Here is a 19,730-nt window from a genome sequence, read left to right on the forward strand (position 1 = left end):
TACTTAAGGAACTATGAACCTATTATTTGTTTGTTCAGAAAATCGTTTACGTAGCCCAACGGGTGAAGAAGTCTTTTCTGAATATGAAGGAATCAACGCAATCGGGTGCGGCACAAATGCAGATGCCGAAACACCGCTTTCTGGGGATCTTATTGAGTGGGCCGACGCTATATTGGTTATGGAAAAGTCTCACAGAAACAAAGTCGCCAAAAAGTACAGAGATTTACTTAAAGGTAAAAAGTTGGCTTGCTTAGACATACCAGACAATTACGAACGTATGCAGCCAGAACTTGTTCGCCTTTTGGAAAAACGGGTTCCAAAGTTTGTACGGCTGTAATTGGCACCTACATAACAAAAAAATTAAGTCACTCACTTCGTTCGTTGGGACGCATACATGCAGGGCGGCTTCGCCATTATGCCCCACGAGCCTGCGCCCGTTATTGAAAAGTTAGAAGCCAAGGAGAATCATGGCTCGTCGTTCAGAGTTCAAGGGAATTGTAAGAAACTTTGCTCATATGCTAAATAATCGCAATAACGATCATCTTGGTTACTGGGCTATCGGACAATTATGCTTACTTGCTCAGCAAGAAAACAACTCTTCTATCTCAATCAATCTGTTAGAAGTAGAACATAACTGTGTTAAAAATTGCCTCGAACCACTCGCTAAAAGCATCCGCAAATTGCTTATTAAAATGCTGAACTCTCATAAAATTCCCTCATCATGGTTAAAGTCAGCCAATGTTACTTTTAGTTTTAATGAGCAATATCAAAAGCGGTATCACTATTGGCGTTCAGCTCTGGGTTCACCTTATCTAATAACATTGGAAATCACTTCAGATTTAGGCATGGTGTATAAACAAACATTTGGTGGTAATGTAAATCCACACGATCCTCGTAGGGAACAACGGCGTGCAGGCTTCTAACAAACAAATTAAGTCGTGTGCTAAAGCACACTGGGACGCTAACACGCAGGGCCGCTTCGCTATTATGCCCTACGCGTTATCGCCCCTTATTTAAAAGTTAGGTGTTACGTATGGATACGTTAGTAAATTTTAAGTCCGAAATGTTCAAACCATTTTTACCTGATGATTCTCAGGTTAACCCTGGGGTTTTTGGGGCTGAATTAGCATTTTGGATAAGTAAGAAGTTGGCACAAAAAGGTATCATTACTTCCTATCCAGAATATGAGGATTGGGGCTGGTATGTTGAGTACTGTCTGGACGACAACGAATACCGATTATGCTGTGGTAACGTAGAAAGTTCGCAAACAGAGTGGCAGTGTTTTCTCGAACCATATGCCAAAGGTTTTTTCGACAGAAATAAAGCTCCTATTGAGTTGGCTAGGGTACTTTTGAATGCCGTTAGAGAGGTTTTAGAAGAAACTGATGGCATTGATGATATTAAGTGGTCTTGCAGGTAACAGCAAGATCCAAATCTATGCTGCAACTTGCACTAATGAAATCAGATGGCCTTCTAGAAGCTAAGCAAATCAATGGTTTTTCAGATGAGCTACAATGTTTTATTAATAGCCATGACTAACTTATCAGTACGGCCTAACAACCCAATTAACACACTCACTGCGTTCGCTGGAGAGCTCCCCCTATAAAGTAGACACCTAACCAAATATCAGGTAAGTGCAAAATGGCTACTTAGTGACCTTAACGGAACGGATAACAAAGTTCTTATTGACCTGTCGCGTTAAAACAAGACGGAAAAATTAGTCTCTAAAGCCATTAAAGCCTTTTAGCATATGTGTCATAGTATCACTTTTTATAATGGCGGTGAATTTGCAGGCCATCAAAGCATTGCCAAAGCACTGAAACGTAAAACCTATTTTGCTAATCCTTATCACTCATAGCAGCGAGGCCTCAATGAAAATGTAAATGGTCTGCTGAGATGTTTTACCCTAAGGCGCTTGCCATAGGTCAGCTCACCGATCAGAAAATTGCAGACACACAAATGTTAATCAGTTTAATGCCTAGAAAATTGCTAAACTACCTCACTCCAATTGAAGTATTATTAAATGAGCGTGTGTCACTTATTTTTGATATATAGGAATTATCTACACTAAATTAGTATTAACGATAGGAAATTATAAAAATTTACAGAGTTATATAAAACAATGAGATGTTTAATGCTTTTTAATTATTCCATACTCAATTAAACTTTCTGCCGTGTCCTTTATAATTTTTTCTTTATTAATAGGTGTCCAATTGAATGTGTTCTTTACTTTTTTATTTGATAAGATTTTTATTTTTCCCACTTGTGACGCGACATTTTTTAGTTCAGGTTTAAATATAGACAATAATTTAACTAACCAATTAGGTAGCACTTTAGTGGTGACCTGTGTTGAAAATTTATTTTCATGAGAATGAAGGATTTGAGCGATTTCTGGCAAAGAAATAGAGCTATCGCCGGTTAATAAGAAGCGTTCACCTTTAGCTTTCTCATTACTCATTGCTTTAATATGAATATCAGCAACGTCACGAACGTCTACAATACCAAAATGTACGTTTGGTACGGCAGGTATCTTTTTATTAAGTAACTGTTCCACTAGTTGAACTGAGCTAGATAGATTTTTCCCTAAAATAGGTCCAAAAATACCGACGGGGTTGATTACGGTAAACTCTAAATTCCCACCTTCTGATGTTATAAAATCCCAAGCTGCACGTTCTGCTAATGTTTTTGATCTAATATAAGTCGTATTTTCATCTTCTGGGTTGGTCCAGTCTTTTTCTGTAAAAACATAATTACTTTCCTTATTACTATAGCCTATTGTGGCAAAAGAAGACGTCATTACAACTCTTTTTACATTAGCATCACGTGCGTGCTTTAATACTCTTAATGTACCTTCTATTGCAGGAATCAATAATTCATCTGGATTTTCTGGATCTTTAGCTGGAAATGGAGAAGCAACATGTAAAACATATTGACAATCCTTTACTGCTTTACTCCAATTTTTATCATCAGTTAAATCTGCCTCAATAAAAGAAATAGCATCAAGATCTGTAGCTCCCTCATTTTCAAGTATTTCAATTATTCCATATTTTTTGTTTAAATTACGAATAGTCGTTTTTACGGTATAACCTCTTTTTAATAAATTTAGAATTATGTGTATGCCAACAAAACCAGTCCCACCTGTTACTAACACTTTTTCTTTATTTTTCATTATGATATCTCGCTGTGTAACTGTTTATAATTATTTTAATCTAAGTCAATAAAGTTTTTGATAATTTTTAATGTGTCTTTATTGATAGTAGCTATTAAGAATTTTCCATTTTTTGTCGTCGTTATTAAATTTGCATTTGATAGCTCTTTCAAATGATGAGAAATAGTGGGAGCTCCAATTTTCATGAAATTTAACATCTCTAAAATTGAGCACTCGCATTTTTTTTCATAATCAACATTATCTAACTTGGCAATTTCTTTATAAATTTCTAACCTATTTTCATTACCTAGTGCTTTAAAAACTTTCGCCATTTTTTTTGTATTCATAATCATACTTTTACAATTCGACATGTATCGAATTATATTGGTATGAATTTTCATAGTCAAGATGTATCAAGTTGCTTCATTAGTTATGATCGTATTGTAAATCCCTCACATTGATCTCAACCCGTTAAGAGCAAAAATCAGCCAAACGCCTGAGACCTCAGAATTTAGCAGTGTACAAAAACGAATTGTTTCCGCAAGGCATCAAAGACAACCGAAACTGCTTTATCGTTTTGTTGGTAACCTCGGAGATAACATGACTGATGGTCTGCCTTTCAAATTGACTGACTACCTTGAGCTGCTTGATATGGTGGGGCGTATCAACCGAGAAGACGAACGAGTTTCGATAGACGCTTCCTTGCTACCGATTCTTCAGAGGCTTAATATTTCGTCCGAAAATTGTTGTGTATTGCTACTGAATTTGGAGCAAGAACAGGTAATGTGGTGGGTAATGAGCACTCAATAGCGTATTACTGCGAGTCAAACCATCGACACCGAACCCACGCCAGCAAGGTGTTAAGCTACTCATCTAAATTTATTTTTTCTTCTATATGTTTCTATCAAGATATCGATAATCTGGTCGATTTTCTTCACCTTCAATTAGCCTAAAAGTACATTTCTTTCTAGTTTTTCTGTTTTACTAGATGAAGAAGTTGTTTAAAAAGTGGTTTTTGAATTAATTTTTATTGTCTAAAAATGGATCGTACTTGTTGCAATACTGGTGTGTTAGAACGTATTTTGAAGTGGGTGTATGTTAAATATTGTGGATTTATATTAATTAGGTAGGCTGAGAATAGAGAAATTCTACAGACTCGTTATGTGTAAGTAATAAATCAAAACTAATAACATGGAAGCCATGTATTTCTTAGCCTTCTGTTGTTGGTGGTAACCAAAATAGACTTGTATCAGTTTCATAATGAGACAATAGAAGTACGTAATATGCTTTCGAGAGAAATCCACATTGTATTTTCTGGTTTGTCTTTTAGTAAAGTGGTATTTTAAAGTAGCATTTATTGGCTAGTAAAAAAGAAATAGTTATTTGCAATCCAATCTGTTTTACGCTCAGTAATGTTTATGATCCGTTTTTGTGTTGGCGGTGCGGTGGGAGGTGTATTCTTTAATACCACATAACAAGTCAATCAACTACGCAGCTTCCGCGACGGACGCAGCAAAGCTGCGCCGGTTATTGAAGCGTTAGTTCGCACTTAAATTTCGTGGAATGGCAAAGTTCAATAGATGAAAGTAGTAGCAATAAATGGCATATCCGGAAGTGGAAAAACTTCCCTTATTAACAAGCTGTCTAATTCTCTGTCGTGTCCGTCTATTCTCTTTGATAACTTTGTAGATAAACATACATATCCAAAAGACATGAAGAGATGGCTGCTTGACGGTGCTAATATCTCAGATATTAAAACACCTAGAATGGATAAAGCGTTACTGGATTCAGTATCAAACTCGAAAGCTGAGTACATCTTTGTAGAAGAACCATTCGGGAAATGCAGGGCGCCCATTTCTACACTAGTAGACAAAGCAATATTGCTGGATATGCCTATTGATATTTGCCTTTCTCGCATTATTTCCAGAAATATAGCGCAGTCAGATGGAGGCGCATCTGAAAATATAAGTCAGTACTTGGACAAATATAATGAGTTTTTAAGAGATATTTATATTGAGACGAACATCCAAACACGTGGCACGAGCGATTTAATTATTAATAAAGTGCAATCTGTTCAGAGGTTAGAGAATGTTGTTATTCAGTGGCTCAAAGCAGGTGCGAACTAACAATACGCTCAAGCCACTCCCTTCGGTCGCTGGGACGCCTATACGCGGGGCGGCTTCGCCATTATGCCCCACGCATCAGCGCCTCTTAGCTTAAAGTTATGTAGCACGATGAGAATTGAACTCCAAGAACTGAAAAAAGAAATGATTGCTCGTGGCGTGAACGAGTCAATCTATGCAATAGACACCCTTCCGTCTTACGAAGGCTTCTGTATCTATGATGCACGTAGTGAAATTGAAGTATTCTATTTTGAGCGTGGAAATCGCTTTGAACTAAAAAGTTTCAAGGATGTTCAAGCAGCAATAACATGCTTCAAGCAAATGGTTTTTAATGAAAAGTAGGCTGTATTGGGCTGTGCAACATAACAACTCTATAAACTCACTCACTTCGTTCGCTGGAGAGCTTCCCCTATAAAGTAGACACCTAACCAAATATCAGGTAGGTGCAAAATGGCATGCTTCGCATATTGTGCCATTCCGTCACTGCCCTTTAGCTTAAAGTTAGGCACCATGGAAGGAACAATGAAAAATTTTACTTCAAATGCAATATTTGCAGCACTTTTAGGCGCAATTGTTTGGTTCTTGTCTCCTTATATAACTGGCGAAGTAGAGCCTTGGGATGCTTTCCCTCTATTCTATTTAGTATCTTTGATCATCGTGGGTTTTTTAGCTGCTATCCCTAAAACCGCTTCGTTAGCTAGCATCTAAGTTGGTACTATTGTTGGTCAGTTTCTTTATATGCTAGTTTTCTTACCTAGCGGTCCTCTTATACTGGTGGGTGTATTTAGTTTAACTATTTACAGCTTACTCACGTTAGTTGGGCCCCTTGTAAAACGAAGGCTCAATGATGCCTAACAAGCCAATAAACAACGCACGCTCGGCGTGCTCGGACAATTCCTCGCTGGCGGCAGCGCCATTTTCGCCAGCAAGAAATTACCAGTTATTGGGGTGTTAGTTGCAATAAGGATGTTTATAAATTATGTATTGCCCTAGAACGAAAACACCTCTTAAAAAAGTCAATGTTGGCAGGGTATCCGTATATGTAAGTGAAGCTTGTGGCGGTGTACTTTTCGAAAATCAAACTCTCAAAAATTTTGAATGCCCGAGCGACAAACGAGGAAAGGCTTTAGCGAACCATTTAAGTCAATTCCATAATGAAGTAGCTGATCTTACGCAGAGAGTAAGTTGCCCTGTGTGCTCAGACACAGTAATGCTACGACGTTTCTATAGTCCATTACATGCTGTTGAAATAGATGAATGCCCAGGTTGTGGTGCAATATGGCTGGATACTGGCGAACTTGAAAAGTTGCAGTCTTTGATGCTCAGCGAAAAGGATCGAGCAATTCTTCGTCACGAGTTGATGAAAGAACACGAGAGAATCGAAGTTAAAGGTCTTCCTCATAAACATGACAACTGGCATAGACGAAGCGACAAGGTAGACGCACTTTTTGACCTTGCTTCATATATTACCAATGGTTGGTAGTATCATTGCGTATAACAAAACGCTATTGTCACTCACTTCGTTCGCTGGGAAGCAAACACGGGGCCGCTTCGCGATTATAACCCCGTGCCTGCTCCCCAAAACTTAGTGTTATGTTTCAAGTGGATGTCAGATGAAATTTCTCTTTATTTTTGTTCTTTTAGGGAGTGTAGCCTGCACGTCGTTGGACGCTGAAAAAAATGATGTAGAAAGCAATTTCTTTGTAGGCATCCAAAATGACGTTTTAGTATACGAAGGGTCGATAACTAAGTCTTCGAACTTAGCGATTTTTCAAGCATTTGAAAAGTCAAAGGAAAAGCCAAAAATACTTATTATTTCAAGTTCAGGTGGAGAAATTAGTGCAGGGATGGACCTCGGTGAGTGGATACACAGCAATAAGCTAAATATAGAAATAAAAAATCTCTGTTTATCCTCGTGTGCAAACTATGTTTTACCCGCAGGTAATATTAAATACTTGCATAAAGACACAATTTTAATGTGGCACGGAAGTGCTTGGCAGAAACAGTGGGATACCACAGATTCTGACGAATCATTTTATTCTAGCTATTTACCCAAAATGAGAAAAAGAGAAGCTGCATTTTATCATAGAATAGGAGTCGATAATCTTATTACTGTGTACGGACATAATGAAATGACCATGTGGGATAAATTAACATCTCTTTTTGGCAATGATTTAATAGGATGGGATTACAGCTTAGATGATTTAGAACGATTTGGCATATCGAAAATTATTCTCATAGACAATCATTGGAATTGGCGCGAATATCAGCCTAAAGCTCGCAACGCGATAAAACGGATTACATTAAAAGGGAATTATTCATTTATGCTTCATAGGTTTGAAACATAACAAAAAATTTAAGTTCGCCCGCAACTCGGGCTGGGACGCAAACATGTGGGCTGCTCACTTCGTTCGGATTTTAGCCCACACGTCTACGCCCCTTATTTAAAAGTTATATGCTTCTTGGGAACTTCATCAATAAGGATTTTTATGAATCTAAATGCAACGTTTTGGGGACAAGCACTATTCATTCTCGCGTTAGTTGTAATTTTCTTTACCATCAAATTTGCTAAAGGCAAGGCTGACAATATCGGGTTGGTTGCCATTTATGCCGTCTTGCTCAACTTCTTGATTCCGCCCGTTGGGTGGTTTTATTGTTACCGATGGGCAAATAAATAATGACTTAAAACAAATAACATCCACTTTGTAGCTAGGATTATTTTTATTATAAAGTGGGTTTGTAAAAAGTTTAAAATTGTACGCACATAACAACCCAATCAACACACTCACTTCGGCCGCTGAAGGCTATATGCAATGAATGGTTTGAACTTTGTCATAACTTTAGCAATCGTTTTTTTAGTGCACATTGCTCTAGCAAGCTCGATATCATTTCAATTTTCAAAAGTAATATCCAATCTACAACATAAAAAGAAAAACAAATTCACAGCACAGAAAATTAGTGAATTAAAAGCTCATAAGCCTTTGGTTTTGTTAGTTCCGGTCATAGGCCCCATAATTGGTTTTGGAATAATTAAAGGGTTAAACACTGGTATCCCAGAAAAAGGACTTTTGGTTAATTCACCAGGAAAAACAGATATTAGCTCGGATGGTGATTAGAGGTTTGCATGTCTTAGCCTGCTGTTTAATCGATATCTGTAAAAAGATTCATCGAGAAAATATATGACTCATAGTGAAATACATCGCTCATAACGCGTAGGTTGGTTACGTGCAGCAGTACTTGGTGCAAATGACGGAATTGTATCTACTGCAAGCCTTATTATTGGCGTTGCAGCTGCTAGCACTTCTCATGATGGGATTCTTCTCGCAGGTGCTGCAGGTTTAGTGGCTGGGGCTATGTCTATGGCTGCTGGAGAATATGTTTCGGTTAGTTCTCAGTCAGATACTGAAAACGCCGACCTCGCCATTGAAAAAAAATCGCTGGAACAGAATTTCGAGTCTGAAATAGAAGAACTTGCAAAGATATACGAAGGAAGAGGCCTGAATCCCGCTCTAGCTGAACAAGTTGCTGAGGAGCTAATGGCTTACGATGCTCTTGGCGCTCATGCCAGAGATGATATCGGAATTTCACAAAGCGTTAATGCTCAGCCCATTCAAGCGGCATGCTCTTCGGCAGCTGCTTTCACTATAGGTGCTGCACTTCCTTTAGCAGTTGCCTGGGTAGTACCTAGTAAGCAACTTATACCTGCTGTCGCAGCTTTATCTTTACTATTCCTTGCCGCTCTGGGCGCTACTGCCGCACGGGTTGGCGGAGCATCTATTACAGTAGGTGCCATCAGAGTGACATTCTGGGGGGCGCTTGCAATGGCATTAACAGCAGTTGTAGGTCGAATCTTTGGCGTGGTTGCATGACAATGGGTTTATCTAGGATAGCTGCTTATTTAAAAGTAAGTTGCTATTGGCTATAAAAAATATCCGCTCCGCAAGCTGGAGTAATTACCTGTTACCGACTCCCCTATTCGCGCCCACAAGTAGTTGCGCTCTAATAACTGCTTAGGCTTTCATGTAAGGATTGGAGTAAATTGAAAATATGAGTTAAGAGAAAAAAATACGTTTTAGAGTTGGGAAAAGAAACTATCAACAGTGTGTGAAATGTCTTGTAACAATCTGCTGTAGCCGCTCAACGCTAGTTGGGTGTTATATTTCTCGTTAATTTAATCAGGGACGTTATATTAAAAGATGGACAATATTGATGCTGAATTAGCTTTACAAAAGATAACTAAAATTCAGAACTTAGAGAAAAAATTCTCTCGTGCCTACTACGTCCCCGGTTTTGCGTTTCTATTCGTTGTAATTTTTATTCTCATCAACAACGTATTTATCTCCCCTATTGGTAATGGTTATCTAGCCATTTTATTGGCTTCCAATATCTTTGTAACAGGAAATGCCGCAATACAAAGAACAGAGTACCTAAGACAAATAATCGCGCTGAAGGAAAGCGAGTGTATTGCACGTTAATATTCTTTGCGAATTAGTTAGATAAACAAGGCTAGTGGAACACTTGAAGTTTATATTTATCGTTCTCATTTTCATATTTATTGGTGGCTGTACCACGGGTAAGCTCTACTACACCGACAAAAGTGGCAAGCGCAATTTAGGCTGTGATGTAGCGTTTACTGGCTTGCCCAGCGTAGATAAATTTGCTGTGGAGTATGCGCTTAGCTTGTGCGCGAAAAACTTTATTGCTAAAGGCTATGCTATCGATGATGAGAATGAATACCTGATTGGCGTAAACACCTCAATCCCGCAGCCACCTTGTGACAAAAAATGGGATCATTCAGTGGCCAAAGCAAAATTCAAACAAGGCTTACTCTCAAAAAAAGAGTACGGTTATATAGTGGCGCATATTGATCTTGGTTTGGCTGAGATAAACCAATGCGAAGATAACAATGAGATTGAAACATTAAAGCTAGGGTGCAAATATGGGCGCTGATTCGTATTTTAGCGCTTCTATTTTACCGCTTTATACTTACAAAATAAGGGAATTAAATGAAAACTAAATTAATCGCTGTTTTGATAGCGTCAGCCATTTCGTCAGGGTGCGCATCCACCTCTAATAAAACGGTTAGTGATTTTCTTGACGGGGCATCTTCTAGCGCAGAAAAAAGAGAACAAGAAGAATCAAACGTAATGCACGCTAAAAAGAATTCACCCGAAACCGATGCCATAGAAGACAGTATGTCAGGTGTATTTACCGCCCTTTTTCGTGGCATATTTGGCTCAGAGTAGCGCCAGTATTCACTAAATATATTGCATATAAAAAGTACGAGACAGGGTTTTGCCAGAAACATATCCTAAAACAAGTTCAAAGTGATGGCGCAATTGTGAATGTATCTTCGATTGCATCTCGTACAGGTGCCCCGTTTGAATACGTAGACTATGCAGCATCGAAAGGTGCTATGGATTCACTCACCACAGGTATGTCCTTAGAGCTTGCCGGCCAAAATATTAGAGTCAATAGCGTTCGCCCTGGCTTCATTGCCACTGATATTCATGCAGACGGAGGGGAGCCCGACCGCGTAAATCGCCTTAGCTCACAAATCCCAATGGGGCGCGGTGGTAGTGCCCAAGAGGTTGCTGATGCTATTGCGTGGTTATTATCAGGTGAAGCGTCTTACGTGACAGGTTCATTTATCGATATTGCTGGTGGCAAATAGTAAAATACATCTAACAATAATGGTTGAACCTATTTCAGGTTCTGGCTTATCGACTAGAAACTCAGTCGGTTTATTAACGAATTAGCCTTGTTAGCCGTATTAGCAATGAACGCTATTTGTATTGTAATATGGCAAAACTCACTAAACCGAACAAAACTGACTTCAACTTTTTAGGCTGTTCATATGAAATCTAAAATACATTACCTATTTTTGATAACAGTATTTGTTTGCCACTCGGGGACAGCATCGGTAACAAACGCTGAATTTGTTCCCTGTAAAGAACTGGCAGTTGCTGTTCTGACTCAATGTTTGGATGGAAATAAAAGTCAATGCTGGGAGGAATCCGAAGCACAATACCATAGTTGTCGAGATAAAGTGACTCGAAGGCATGGCCATATTAGTGAGCGAGTCGATGCAGAAAAAAAAACCGTTGATAGCAAGACAAAAGCCGAGAAATCATAACTATCAGTTTATTTAAAGTTGACGCTTTATTAGCGCACGGCTGTTACCGCCTTTTTTTCGCCAAGTGCAAGCTAACGATAATGGCCAAGGTTATCCGCTTCTACTATTAACCTTCCACAACCTAACTTGCTCGCTTTCAAATGCCATCATAGCGCTTTCAAAAGCCTTTTCGAGTTTTACTACCCCGTTGGCAAGCGCACCGTTACTATTATTTTGCACACTGGATGCACTTCAATATACCAATACATATTTATAAAAAACTTGTTTGTATTAACTCGTTTTACTGATGATTAAATAGAAGCTCAATAATGCTTGATAGATAAAAGCTATCTCCAATTACTATTGCTAACTGTAGCCAAATCTTTAATCTGTAATTGTTATATTATCACATAACAAAAACATAAATTATTAATCAATATTCGACATTTTTTATGTAGTAACGAAGTGTGAAAACGGTGCCGGCGTTTTGCGCAAATGCCCAAATCGTTTTAAAATTTGGTAACCAGCTTTAAGGCCAACAAAAGATATTTTAAAGGAGAGGTATACATTATGTTTACTAAAGAGATGGTGCATACGGCACTACAAACTTGGTGCGACAATGTAGTAAAAGTTGGAAAAGTTCATACCGAAGGTGGAGACGTTCAAGCGTTTTCTCTTCAGGTACTTTCTGACAGCTATGATTATGACAATGGTCATGTGTTGTTTAAGCCTACTTTGACGTTTGGTCAGCAAACGTTCCGCCCGACTAAAGAAGGCGCGCTTTCGTATTTTGTAGGTGGAAACAGCGACTACCCCGACGACAATGGTTTCAAGCTCAAGCCTTGGGTTAAAGTGTGGTACAGCAAAGAAGATTTTATTTTAAATGGTGAACTAGCCATTGTGCAGTGCAATGTTCACTTTATTGGCGAAGACGACAGTCACATTTTTGTGAACAAAAGTTTTGTCTTTAAGCAATGTGAAGATGGCAAAGTGCGTATTATTTTGCATCAATCTTCATTGCCTTATCGGCCGTAAGGGGCTTATTGAAGATTAACCCATCGCGTTGCATTTCATAATAAAGTAAATGCAACGCGATATTGGTACTAACGATTGCGTCTATTATCTTCCAACTCACTTTCAATCATGTCTTCACGCTGATTGACCGGAAGCATTTGCTGGTCAAAATCACTATGAGGATTGGTTTCACTATAAGCCAGCGGTTCATTCTCGCAATTGAGCTTGTTCGTTAAAACTGCAACACAAACTGGCTTCTCGGCTTCAGCACGAGGATCATGACTAAACGTACAAGCAGACAGTGTGGACAATGCGCCCAGTGCCACTAGAAATAAAGCTGAGCTTTTTATAACTGAGCTTTTTATAACTGAGCTTTTTATAACTGAACTGGTTTTCGTCATACCACCATGTTTAAACATTATAAATCCCTAAATTAACTAACGTTACTTACCACTTGGCAATGCACAACTTAGTGCTCTAACTGCACAATACTATTTTTAAACTGAACGATAAAGCGTTTGGAACTAACCAGCATGTAATATAGATTTAGGGTCACCAATGAGCGCGAATCAATGTTAACGTTAAGTCACTCGCTTTCTTTACGACAAAACCATATCGGTTATAACCACAAAGTGATTAACAATGGATATATTTTCCATTATATTCAATTAAGGCTATACGTACCCCACTCTCAATGGAAATGGATGGAATGAACATAGAATCAAAAGGATCTTTGGTAGTAGTTGGTACAGGTATTACTGTATCTGGCCAAATGACCTTAATTACGGAAAGCCTACTTAAAACAGCCGATATCGTATTGAGCGTTGTAACAGAGTCAGCGCTTGTGAATCTGCAAATGATTAACTCGAATGTGGTGTGTTTACGCCACCTTTACGAGCAAGGCAAGTCTCGGGCACTCACCTACCAAAAAATGACCCAACGCATTGTTGATGAAGTCAAAGCAGGAAAAAAAGTGGTGGCGGCGTTTTATGGTCACCCAGGGGTATTTGTTAATCCCTCACATGAGGCCATTAAACAATTAAAAAGCGAAGGGTATGACGCCGAAATGCTACCGGGGATTTCTGCCGAAGACTGCTTAGTAGCAGATTTAGGGCTAGACCCCGCACATTATGGATGCCAGTCTTATGAGGCAACTCAGTTTCTGCTAAGGCAATATACCTTAGATCCTCATATGATGCAGATTATCTGGCAGATTGGCAGTATTGCCGATTTCACGCATAACAAAAATCGTACATCGCACCCAGGCTTAACGCAGCTAAGAAACGAATTGTTAAAGTACTTTTCTCCTGAGCACACCATTATTGTTTATGAAGCCTCTACTATCCCCATTGCCGCACCTCGAATAGAATATCTTGAACTTAAAGATTTGGCCGCTGTAATACCAAAACCTATTACTACGTTGGTTATCCCCTCTAAAGGGTTACCAGATTTTGATATGAAGTCGATGGCAGAACTAGATTTAACCCCTGCCCTTTTTGAACAAAAGCTATTTGGCTAAAAACCTAAATTTCTAACCACATAAAATAAAGGAATAAAAAATGAATGATTTGTTGGTAAAGTTTTTAATCGCTATGGATAAAGACGAGACATTAAAACAGCAGTATGTAAGCGATCCTAAAGGCACGGCTAAAGCATTTGGTCTATCTGATGAAGATGTTCAAATATGTGCTAAAAACGATGTTAATGCGATAAAGAGCCGATGTGAGGCTGAAGGCGCAGATAACCTAGAAATTAGTCACTCGAAATAGGTTGATGCTGGCTAGATGGATATAATTTCATGAGATTGTTGCGCCTTTTGTGGGTAGTGCTTTTAGCACTGCCCAGCTTTCCTGTGTTTTCTCAAGACGCAACGGTTGATATTGATAAGGTATTACAAACTGCCGATAAGAATGTATTCGTTAACCCCACCCTCGCAAAGAAGCTTCTTACCCAAGCCGAGAGGTATTTAGCAGACAAAGACCTTCCGGCCTATGAAGCTCACTTGCTTAATCTAAAAAGTCATTCGTACATTCTGGAGGGTAACTATCAACTTGCCTACGAAAAGGCAACACAGGCAAAAAAGCTAGCCACAGAAGCTGGTAACCAATTGCAACTTGCCGAAGCGTTAAGACGACAAGGAATAATAACTTATTTCTTTGATTTATACGGTGAATCATTAGAGTTACTACTTAATAGCCTGAGTATTCATCAGTCGTTAGACACCACCTACATACAGAATACGCTGCAAGCCATAGGAAATTTGTATGCGAAATCGAATCAATGGGCAGATAACCTAATAAATACAGGTGAACAACTGGTTGCTGAATCAATTAAACGCGGCAACGCCTATTATGAAGAGCAAGGGTACGGTTTTATTGTATCGGGCCTGTTGGCTAAGGGAGAAATAAAACAAGCGAAATCATTGATTGACCAAGTAAATACTGATCCCGATAAATTTGCTCCCATCTTAAATTTCTATCTGGCAAAAACCCTCCTTCAATTAGGTAGCCATGAAGAAGCGCTTGCGGTTACTGAAGATATTATAAAGTATGCAGTTACTGGAAAACACCGCCAACGAGAGCTTGCGGGGCTTGCGTTGCGGTCAGAGGTTTTACTCAAGTTAGAACGTATTGATGAAGCCACCCAAACGGTGTTGAAGTTCTTATCAATTGCACAAGATTTAGATATTACTGAATATCAGTATGAAGGCTTAAAGATACAAGCCAATATTGCGCTACTTCAAGGCCAATATCGTGATGCCTACCAATTTCTTTTACAACATTCAGAATTAAAGCAGCAGGTTTTTGATACGCGTCAATCAGAGCAATTAGCGTTTAATAGAGCCCGTTTGGAAACCGATCAAAAGATACAAAAAATTACTGAATTAGAACTTAGTCAGCAACTGTCAGAACAAAATAGTACGTTTCAAGTGTACATCATTGTTACTATTTGCTGCGTAGCTGTTCTTTTATTCTTTATGTTTGTTATCACACTTAAACAGAAGCGAGAATTGCGAGAGCTTGCGTTAAATCTACAAAAAGCCACCGACGCGAAGTCAGAATTTTTGGCCCGTATGAGCCACGAAATTAGAACGCCCGTGAACGCGATAGTGGGGCTTACCAAGCTGACACAAAAATCTGTCGTTAATGAAGAACAGAAAACCAACTTAACCCAAATTGAACAGTCGTCTCAAACCCTGCTAGGGGTAATAAACGATGTGCTAGATTTTTCAAAAATTGAAGCGGGTAAACTTGATATTGAATCTGAGGCATTTGAACTCGATAAACTGGTTGAGCAAGTCATTCGGTTGCACGGGTTAAATGCCAGAGAGAAACGTATTGAATTATTACAGTACGTGGCAAGAGATGTTCCCTTGCAAGTCTCTGGTGACGCTCTGCGTATTGAGCAAGTGCTGAATAACCTGCTAAGCAATGCGATTAAATTTACCGACGAAGGCATGGTGTTCGTATCGGTTAATAAAAAATACTCTGAACACGGTGTTTTACTTGAGTTTTCAGTAAAAGATACAGGCATTGGCCTATCAACAAATCAAATAGAATCGCTGTTCGATGCCTTTACGCAAGCTGACGAATCGATTACCCGTAAATATGGTGGAACGGGGTTAGGTTTATCAATTTGTAAGCACCTTGTCTCGCTAATGGGCGGGGAAATATGGGTAGAGAGCAAGCTGGGTCAAGGCGCTACTTTCTTCTTTACGGTGTTGGTTGAAAAGCATAATCAAATGCCACAATCCACTACGCTAGGAAACTTAACCTTATCCGATTTAAAAGTGTTGGTGGTTGACGATGTTATGCTTTCAAGACAGGCAATAGCGGAAGCCTTGTTGCGTATTAATATAAACCCAGACTTGGCCACTGGTGGTAAAGAAGCGTTAATGTATCTGCGCACCGCTATGGCAAGCAACGCACCGTATGATTTAATTATTATTGATTGGAAAATGGCGGATATTGATGGCATCGAATTAGCCTCAATTATTAACCAAGAGTTCAGCCAAGGTAAGCCGAACATAGCGATGCTATCAGCTTATGATATCGAGTCACTTAAGACCCTTGGCCGCCCTGTGGGTGTGGAATATTATCTGCAAAAACCCGTTAATAGCAGCTCATTGCAGAATTGCTTATTGAAAATGTCTACCAAGGGTAAACCTCAAATGGCGACATTAGAAAGCGATGCCAATGTGCCACCCGATTTTTCTGAGAAAAACATCCTGCTTGTAGAAGATGATGCGATTAACCGTAAAGTTGCTAAGCTATTTTTAGCCGATACAAAGGCAAAAGTCAGTGTTGCAGAGAATGGCTTAATTGCTTTGCAAATGTTGGAGCAAGAAAACGTCTTCGATCTTGTTCTAATGGATATGCAGATGCCAGTAATGGACGGGTTAACTGCAGCTCAAAAAATTCGAGAAGAATTAAAATTAGACATTCCAATTGTGGCGATGACAGCTCACGCCATGCAAACAGAGATAGAAAAAAGCTTCGCCGTGGGTATGAATGCACACATTGTAAAACCCGTTAAGCCAGAATATTTGTATCAGGTATTAAATGAGCAGTTTGTAAAAGAGGCTTAAACCTGACGCTCTTAAAAAGTCAAAGCTAAAGCCTTAATAGACTTAGCTTAATAGCTTTAATAGACTTAGCTTTAATAGACTTAGCTTTAATAGACGAAATAGCGGTGAGTTTGATAACACAAATAGATACGAAGCTAAGAACTCAGTTAACAACTAAACTAAAAAAGAAAAAAGCGGCTAACCTGTTAGGTTAGCCGCTTTTTTTTATGTTTATGTGCTAGCTGTTGCGCTGTAGCTGCTAGTAATAAATGTACACGTAACATTCAACGCTTTTAACGCGAAGTTAGATAGGTGACCCCGGAGGTAATGGCTTCACATCAAACGCGCCAGACCAGTGCCCTGATTTCCAGTAAGTATCGAAATACGTGTGCAATACTTCGTCAGCATCTCTGTCACTGTCATCATCTAGCCATTCATCAAACTCAAGCAAAGCACTGTGCATGGCCATTTTAGCTTCAGGCGCTAGTGCTGGGTTTGTTACGGCTTTCATGATGGCATTCAATGCAACTAATTGTAGGCGGGTAGCAACTAAATCCCCTTTACCGCCGCGTTTGTGTTTCGCACGATACCAATGTACGTTCAATATTTGACGTACAAGCCCTTCCACACCAATGAGTTCTTTTGTGCGGCTACTTTGCCACGCCAAGCGGTTTAAACGTTCTGGATGCAATAACAAAGACAATGCAAAATCACTGGCAGATGCAGCTGCAGATACTGGGTCGAGCATTAGCCCCATTTTTCCTTGAAAATGCTCGCGGGTAACATCGTCACCATAGGCAGTGGGTGGTATAAGTGCCAATACGGCTTCAGGAATAGCTAAATAAGGTACGGTAGTAGCCGTTATAAGCTGCTGCATGGCACGTTGCTGTACTTGTGGCGCTACGTCTTGCTGGCCCTGAGGCGTAGTGTAATCTCCCTTACGCTCGTATTCGTATATTAAGCCGCCCACTTGCTTTGCAACCGCTTCTAGTTGAAAACGATGCAGTAAATAAATGGGCACTAACGCATTCTCCAATGAAGACAAGCTAGCATTGGGCTTTAAGGTATCCATTCCCAATTGATCAAGCGCATGACGTCTAACCGCAGAGATTTCATCAAAAGCATCTAGCGGATCGGCGCCATTTTCCCACATGTGCCCGTTAGCTGAACTATGACGAGAACTACGCGTGTCTGAATCAGATTTAAACGCCAGGCCTTTATTACGGGTTTTAACAATTTGCTTAGCCAAGCCTTCGGTTTCTTCATTAGTTGAACCAAACTCTTGATAACCATAAACAATAGCGTGTTTGTCCCATGCGCCTATGCCCTTATCATAAGCCCCTTCAAGGCTTACTTTTCCATCTTTTAAAGTAATTCGAGGGTGTGGATAATCCATCACTGAAGCCATTTCGTTTTCACTGGCAGCAAAGTTGTGCGCTATACCTAGGGTATGGCCTACTTCATGAGCCGAAAGCTGCTTAATGCGATCTAACGCCATAGCTTCTTGTTCTGGTGAACTCGCATTGTCACCTGAAAATGGGCTGGTAAGCCCTAGTGCGATTAAATAATCTTGGCGGACACGCAGTGAACCCAGCGTCACATGGCCTTTTATAATTTCACCGGTGCGAGGGTCGACCACAGATGAACCATAAGACCAGCCACGGGTAGCGCGATGCACCCAATTTATCACGTTGTAACGTACATCCATAGGATCGGCATTTTCAGGCAACACTTTTACCTGGAATGCATTTTTGTAGCCTGCTGCTTCGAAAGCTTGGTTCCACCAACTTGCGCCTTCTTTCAATGAGGACATCACCGGCTCTGGAATACCTGGGTCTAGGTAATACACAATAGGTTCAACCGCTTCGCTCATAGGTGCATGTGGTGATACCTTGGCTAAACGGTGGCGGGTGATAAAACGCTGCTCAGTAGGCTCGTTAATTGCCGTTGAGTAATCAAAATAGCGGAATTTCCAGTACCCTGAGTAGGGATGATAAGCACGCGGTGTATAACCATCGTCAGGCAATGCAACAAATGAATGATGAAGGTGTACGGAAAGGTTCTCAGGATCTGGCGTGACATCAGATACATAGTTACCAGGCTTGCTGCCAGCGAATGTGACTAAGGCTTCAAGCTCGGTGTTTTTCTCAAAACCCTTTGTGCGTGGTAAATACACCCCGCTGCGGTTTTTGTCTGCTTTAAAGCTGCCTTGTTTTTTAGCTGACAACCGGTTGCCGATACCATGAATATCGCTGAATAAAAAAGGTGTGTAGTCGATTAAATTAGCGCTATCACTTTTTGCCACTATGACAAAGCCGGCTAATACCGAACTAGCAAAGGCCTCATTAATACTCTGTTTTTCAGCTGCGCTACCATGGGCTGCGCGGTACTTGGTATTTAACTGCTTCAGCATAAGCTTATTGCCAAAGCGTTCGAAGGTAATTAAGCGAGTGCGTCCTAACTGGCCTCTATCTAAGCCAATGTCGTTAGAGCCTACACCGTAGGGTAAGCTGCTTTGAAATAAAAACTGTTGCTCATCGTTGGGTATCGATAAATACACTTTGTCAGTTTCATCATCATAATAGACGGGGATAAGCCCATCTTTGGCGGACATCTCTTCGGTGAATTCGCTGATAGTAGGTAAGGCTGCCCATACCGGTGTCGCGAAAAAAGCGGACACGACGACAATCATTAACCACCGAACAGCGCTAAATGAGAACGGCTTCTCACCCTTCGCCTTTTTATTACCTTGTTTGTTTTCGA

22 protein-coding genes and 2 pseudogenes are annotated in these 19,730 nt (G+C 39.9%); 20 read left to right on the top strand and 4 right to left on the bottom strand.

Going from position 1 to position 19,730, the window contains the following annotated elements:
* Positions 1 to 13: 13 nt before the first annotated feature.
* The 3 genes from J8L84_RS14325 (at position 14) to J8L84_RS14335 (ending at position 1,420) form a co-directional block, all read left to right on the top strand.
* Complete coding sequence (locus J8L84_RS14325) at positions 14 to 337, top strand: phosphotyrosine protein phosphatase (protein ID WP_211071281.1); 324 nt, start codon at positions 14 to 16, stop codon at positions 335 to 337.
* Positions 338 to 467: 130 nt separating this feature from the next.
* The gene (locus J8L84_RS14330) at positions 468 to 923 is read left to right on the top strand and encodes a hypothetical protein (protein ID WP_211071282.1); all 456 of its coding nucleotides are present in this window, start codon (positions 468 to 470) and stop codon (positions 921 to 923) included.
* Between the two features lie 110 nt (positions 924 to 1,033).
* On the top strand, positions 1,034 to 1,420 hold the full coding sequence (locus J8L84_RS14335; protein ID WP_006791725.1) for a hypothetical protein: 387 nt from the start codon (positions 1,034 to 1,036) through the stop codon (positions 1,418 to 1,420).
* Between the two features lie 711 nt (positions 1,421 to 2,131).
* Here the strand turns inward: J8L84_RS14335 and J8L84_RS14340 are convergent.
* Positions 2,132 to 3,169, bottom strand: a complete 1,038-nt coding sequence (locus J8L84_RS14340) for an aldehyde reductase (protein WP_211071283.1) — start codon at positions 3,167 to 3,169, stop codon at positions 2,132 to 2,134.
* Positions 3,170 to 3,204: 35 nt separating this feature from the next.
* A complete protein-coding gene (locus tag J8L84_RS14345) occupies positions 3,205 to 3,495 on the bottom strand; it encodes a metalloregulator ArsR/SmtB family transcription factor (RefSeq protein WP_211071284.1) in 291 nt (96 codons plus the stop codon).
* 253 nt (positions 3,496 to 3,748) lie between these two features.
* Here J8L84_RS14345 and J8L84_RS14350 point away from each other — a divergent pair, with 253 nt between their 5' ends.
* From J8L84_RS14350 to J8L84_RS14415, 14 genes and pseudogenes are all read left to right on the top strand, one after another.
* Complete coding sequence (locus J8L84_RS14350) at positions 3,749 to 3,958, top strand: hypothetical protein (protein WP_211071285.1); 210 nt, start codon at positions 3,749 to 3,751, stop codon at positions 3,956 to 3,958.
* 770 nt (positions 3,959 to 4,728) lie between these two features.
* A complete protein-coding gene (locus tag J8L84_RS14355) occupies positions 4,729 to 5,274 on the top strand; it encodes a hypothetical protein (RefSeq protein ID WP_211071286.1) in 546 nt (181 codons plus the stop codon).
* 108 nt (positions 5,275 to 5,382) lie between these two features.
* The gene (locus J8L84_RS14360) at positions 5,383 to 5,613 is read left to right on the top strand and encodes a hypothetical protein (protein WP_211071287.1); all 231 of its coding nucleotides are present in this window, start codon (positions 5,383 to 5,385) and stop codon (positions 5,611 to 5,613) included.
* 180 nt (positions 5,614 to 5,793) lie between these two features.
* On the top strand, positions 5,794 to 5,979 hold the full coding sequence (locus J8L84_RS14365; protein ID WP_211071288.1) for a hypothetical protein: 186 nt from the start codon (positions 5,794 to 5,796) through the stop codon (positions 5,977 to 5,979).
* 271 nt (positions 5,980 to 6,250) lie between these two features.
* Positions 6,251 to 6,754, top strand: coding sequence for a zf-TFIIB domain-containing protein (locus tag J8L84_RS14370; protein ID WP_211071289.1), 504 nt, complete (start codon positions 6,251 to 6,253; stop codon positions 6,752 to 6,754).
* A gap of 130 nt (positions 6,755 to 6,884) precedes the next feature.
* Positions 6,885 to 7,619 (top strand): hypothetical protein, encoded by a 735-nt coding sequence (locus J8L84_RS14375; protein WP_211071290.1) that lies wholly within the window; start codon positions 6,885 to 6,887, stop codon positions 7,617 to 7,619.
* A gap of 465 nt (positions 7,620 to 8,084) precedes the next feature.
* On the top strand, positions 8,085 to 8,387 hold the full coding sequence (locus J8L84_RS14380; protein ID WP_211071291.1) for a hypothetical protein: 303 nt from the start codon (positions 8,085 to 8,087) through the stop codon (positions 8,385 to 8,387).
* 63 nt (positions 8,388 to 8,450) lie between these two features.
* Positions 8,451 to 9,140, top strand: a pseudogene (locus J8L84_RS14385) (VIT family protein).
* A gap of 327 nt (positions 9,141 to 9,467) precedes the next feature.
* Complete coding sequence (locus tag J8L84_RS14390; protein WP_211071292.1) at positions 9,468 to 9,746, top strand: hypothetical protein; 279 nt, start codon at positions 9,468 to 9,470, stop codon at positions 9,744 to 9,746.
* Between the two features lie 34 nt (positions 9,747 to 9,780).
* Positions 9,781 to 10,221 carry a hypothetical protein gene (locus J8L84_RS14395; RefSeq protein WP_317355268.1) on the top strand — a complete coding sequence of 147 codons (441 nt, stop codon included), beginning with the start codon at positions 9,781 to 9,783 and terminating at the stop codon, positions 10,219 to 10,221.
* A 56-nt stretch (positions 10,222 to 10,277) separates the two neighbouring features.
* Positions 10,278 to 10,517: a hypothetical protein gene (locus J8L84_RS14400; protein ID WP_211071294.1), complete on the top strand. Its 240-nt coding sequence runs from the start codon at positions 10,278 to 10,280 to the stop codon at positions 10,515 to 10,517.
* Between the two features lie 50 nt (positions 10,518 to 10,567).
* A pseudogene (locus tag J8L84_RS14405) lies at positions 10,568 to 10,945 on the top strand (SDR family oxidoreductase); the annotation flags it as partial.
* A gap of 183 nt (positions 10,946 to 11,128) precedes the next feature.
* Complete coding sequence (locus J8L84_RS14410; protein ID WP_211071295.1) at positions 11,129 to 11,407, top strand: hypothetical protein; 279 nt, start codon at positions 11,129 to 11,131, stop codon at positions 11,405 to 11,407.
* Between the two features lie 549 nt (positions 11,408 to 11,956).
* The gene (locus J8L84_RS14415) at positions 11,957 to 12,421 is read left to right on the top strand and encodes a hypothetical protein (protein ID WP_211071296.1); all 465 of its coding nucleotides are present in this window, start codon (positions 11,957 to 11,959) and stop codon (positions 12,419 to 12,421) included.
* Between the two features lie 68 nt (positions 12,422 to 12,489).
* Here the strand turns inward: J8L84_RS14415 and J8L84_RS14420 are convergent, their stop codons facing one another.
* Entirely contained in the window at positions 12,490 to 12,819 is a 330-nt protein-coding gene (locus tag J8L84_RS14420; protein WP_211071297.1) for a hypothetical protein, read from the bottom strand.
* Between the two features lie 290 nt (positions 12,820 to 13,109).
* Between J8L84_RS14420 and J8L84_RS14425 the strand changes: the two genes are divergently transcribed.
* Genes J8L84_RS14425 through J8L84_RS14435 form a run of 3 tightly spaced genes read left to right on the top strand, consistent with a single transcriptional unit; the run spans position 13,110 to position 16,988 of the window.
* Positions 13,110 to 13,919 (top strand): SAM-dependent methyltransferase, encoded by an 810-nt coding sequence (locus tag J8L84_RS14425; RefSeq protein ID WP_211071298.1) that lies wholly within the window; start codon positions 13,110 to 13,112, stop codon positions 13,917 to 13,919.
* A gap of 40 nt (positions 13,920 to 13,959) precedes the next feature.
* Positions 13,960 to 14,169, top strand: a complete 210-nt coding sequence (locus J8L84_RS14430; protein ID WP_211071299.1) for a hypothetical protein — start codon at positions 13,960 to 13,962, stop codon at positions 14,167 to 14,169.
* A 29-nt stretch (positions 14,170 to 14,198) separates the two neighbouring features.
* The gene (locus tag J8L84_RS14435; RefSeq protein ID WP_211071300.1) at positions 14,199 to 16,988 is read left to right on the top strand and encodes a response regulator; all 2,790 of its coding nucleotides are present in this window, start codon (positions 14,199 to 14,201) and stop codon (positions 16,986 to 16,988) included.
* Positions 16,989 to 17,271: 283 nt separating this feature from the next.
* Here the strand turns inward: J8L84_RS14435 and J8L84_RS14440 are convergent, their stop codons facing one another.
* On the bottom strand, positions 17,272 to 19,659 hold the full coding sequence (locus J8L84_RS14440; RefSeq protein ID WP_247670809.1) for a zinc-dependent metalloprotease: 2,388 nt from the start codon (positions 19,657 to 19,659) through the stop codon (positions 17,272 to 17,274).
* Positions 19,660 to 19,730: the final 71 nt, after the last annotated feature.

Source organism: Alteromonas sp. MMG017, assembly GCF_018100795.1.
Taxonomy (GTDB): Bacteria; Pseudomonadota; Gammaproteobacteria; order Enterobacterales; family Alteromonadaceae; genus Alteromonas.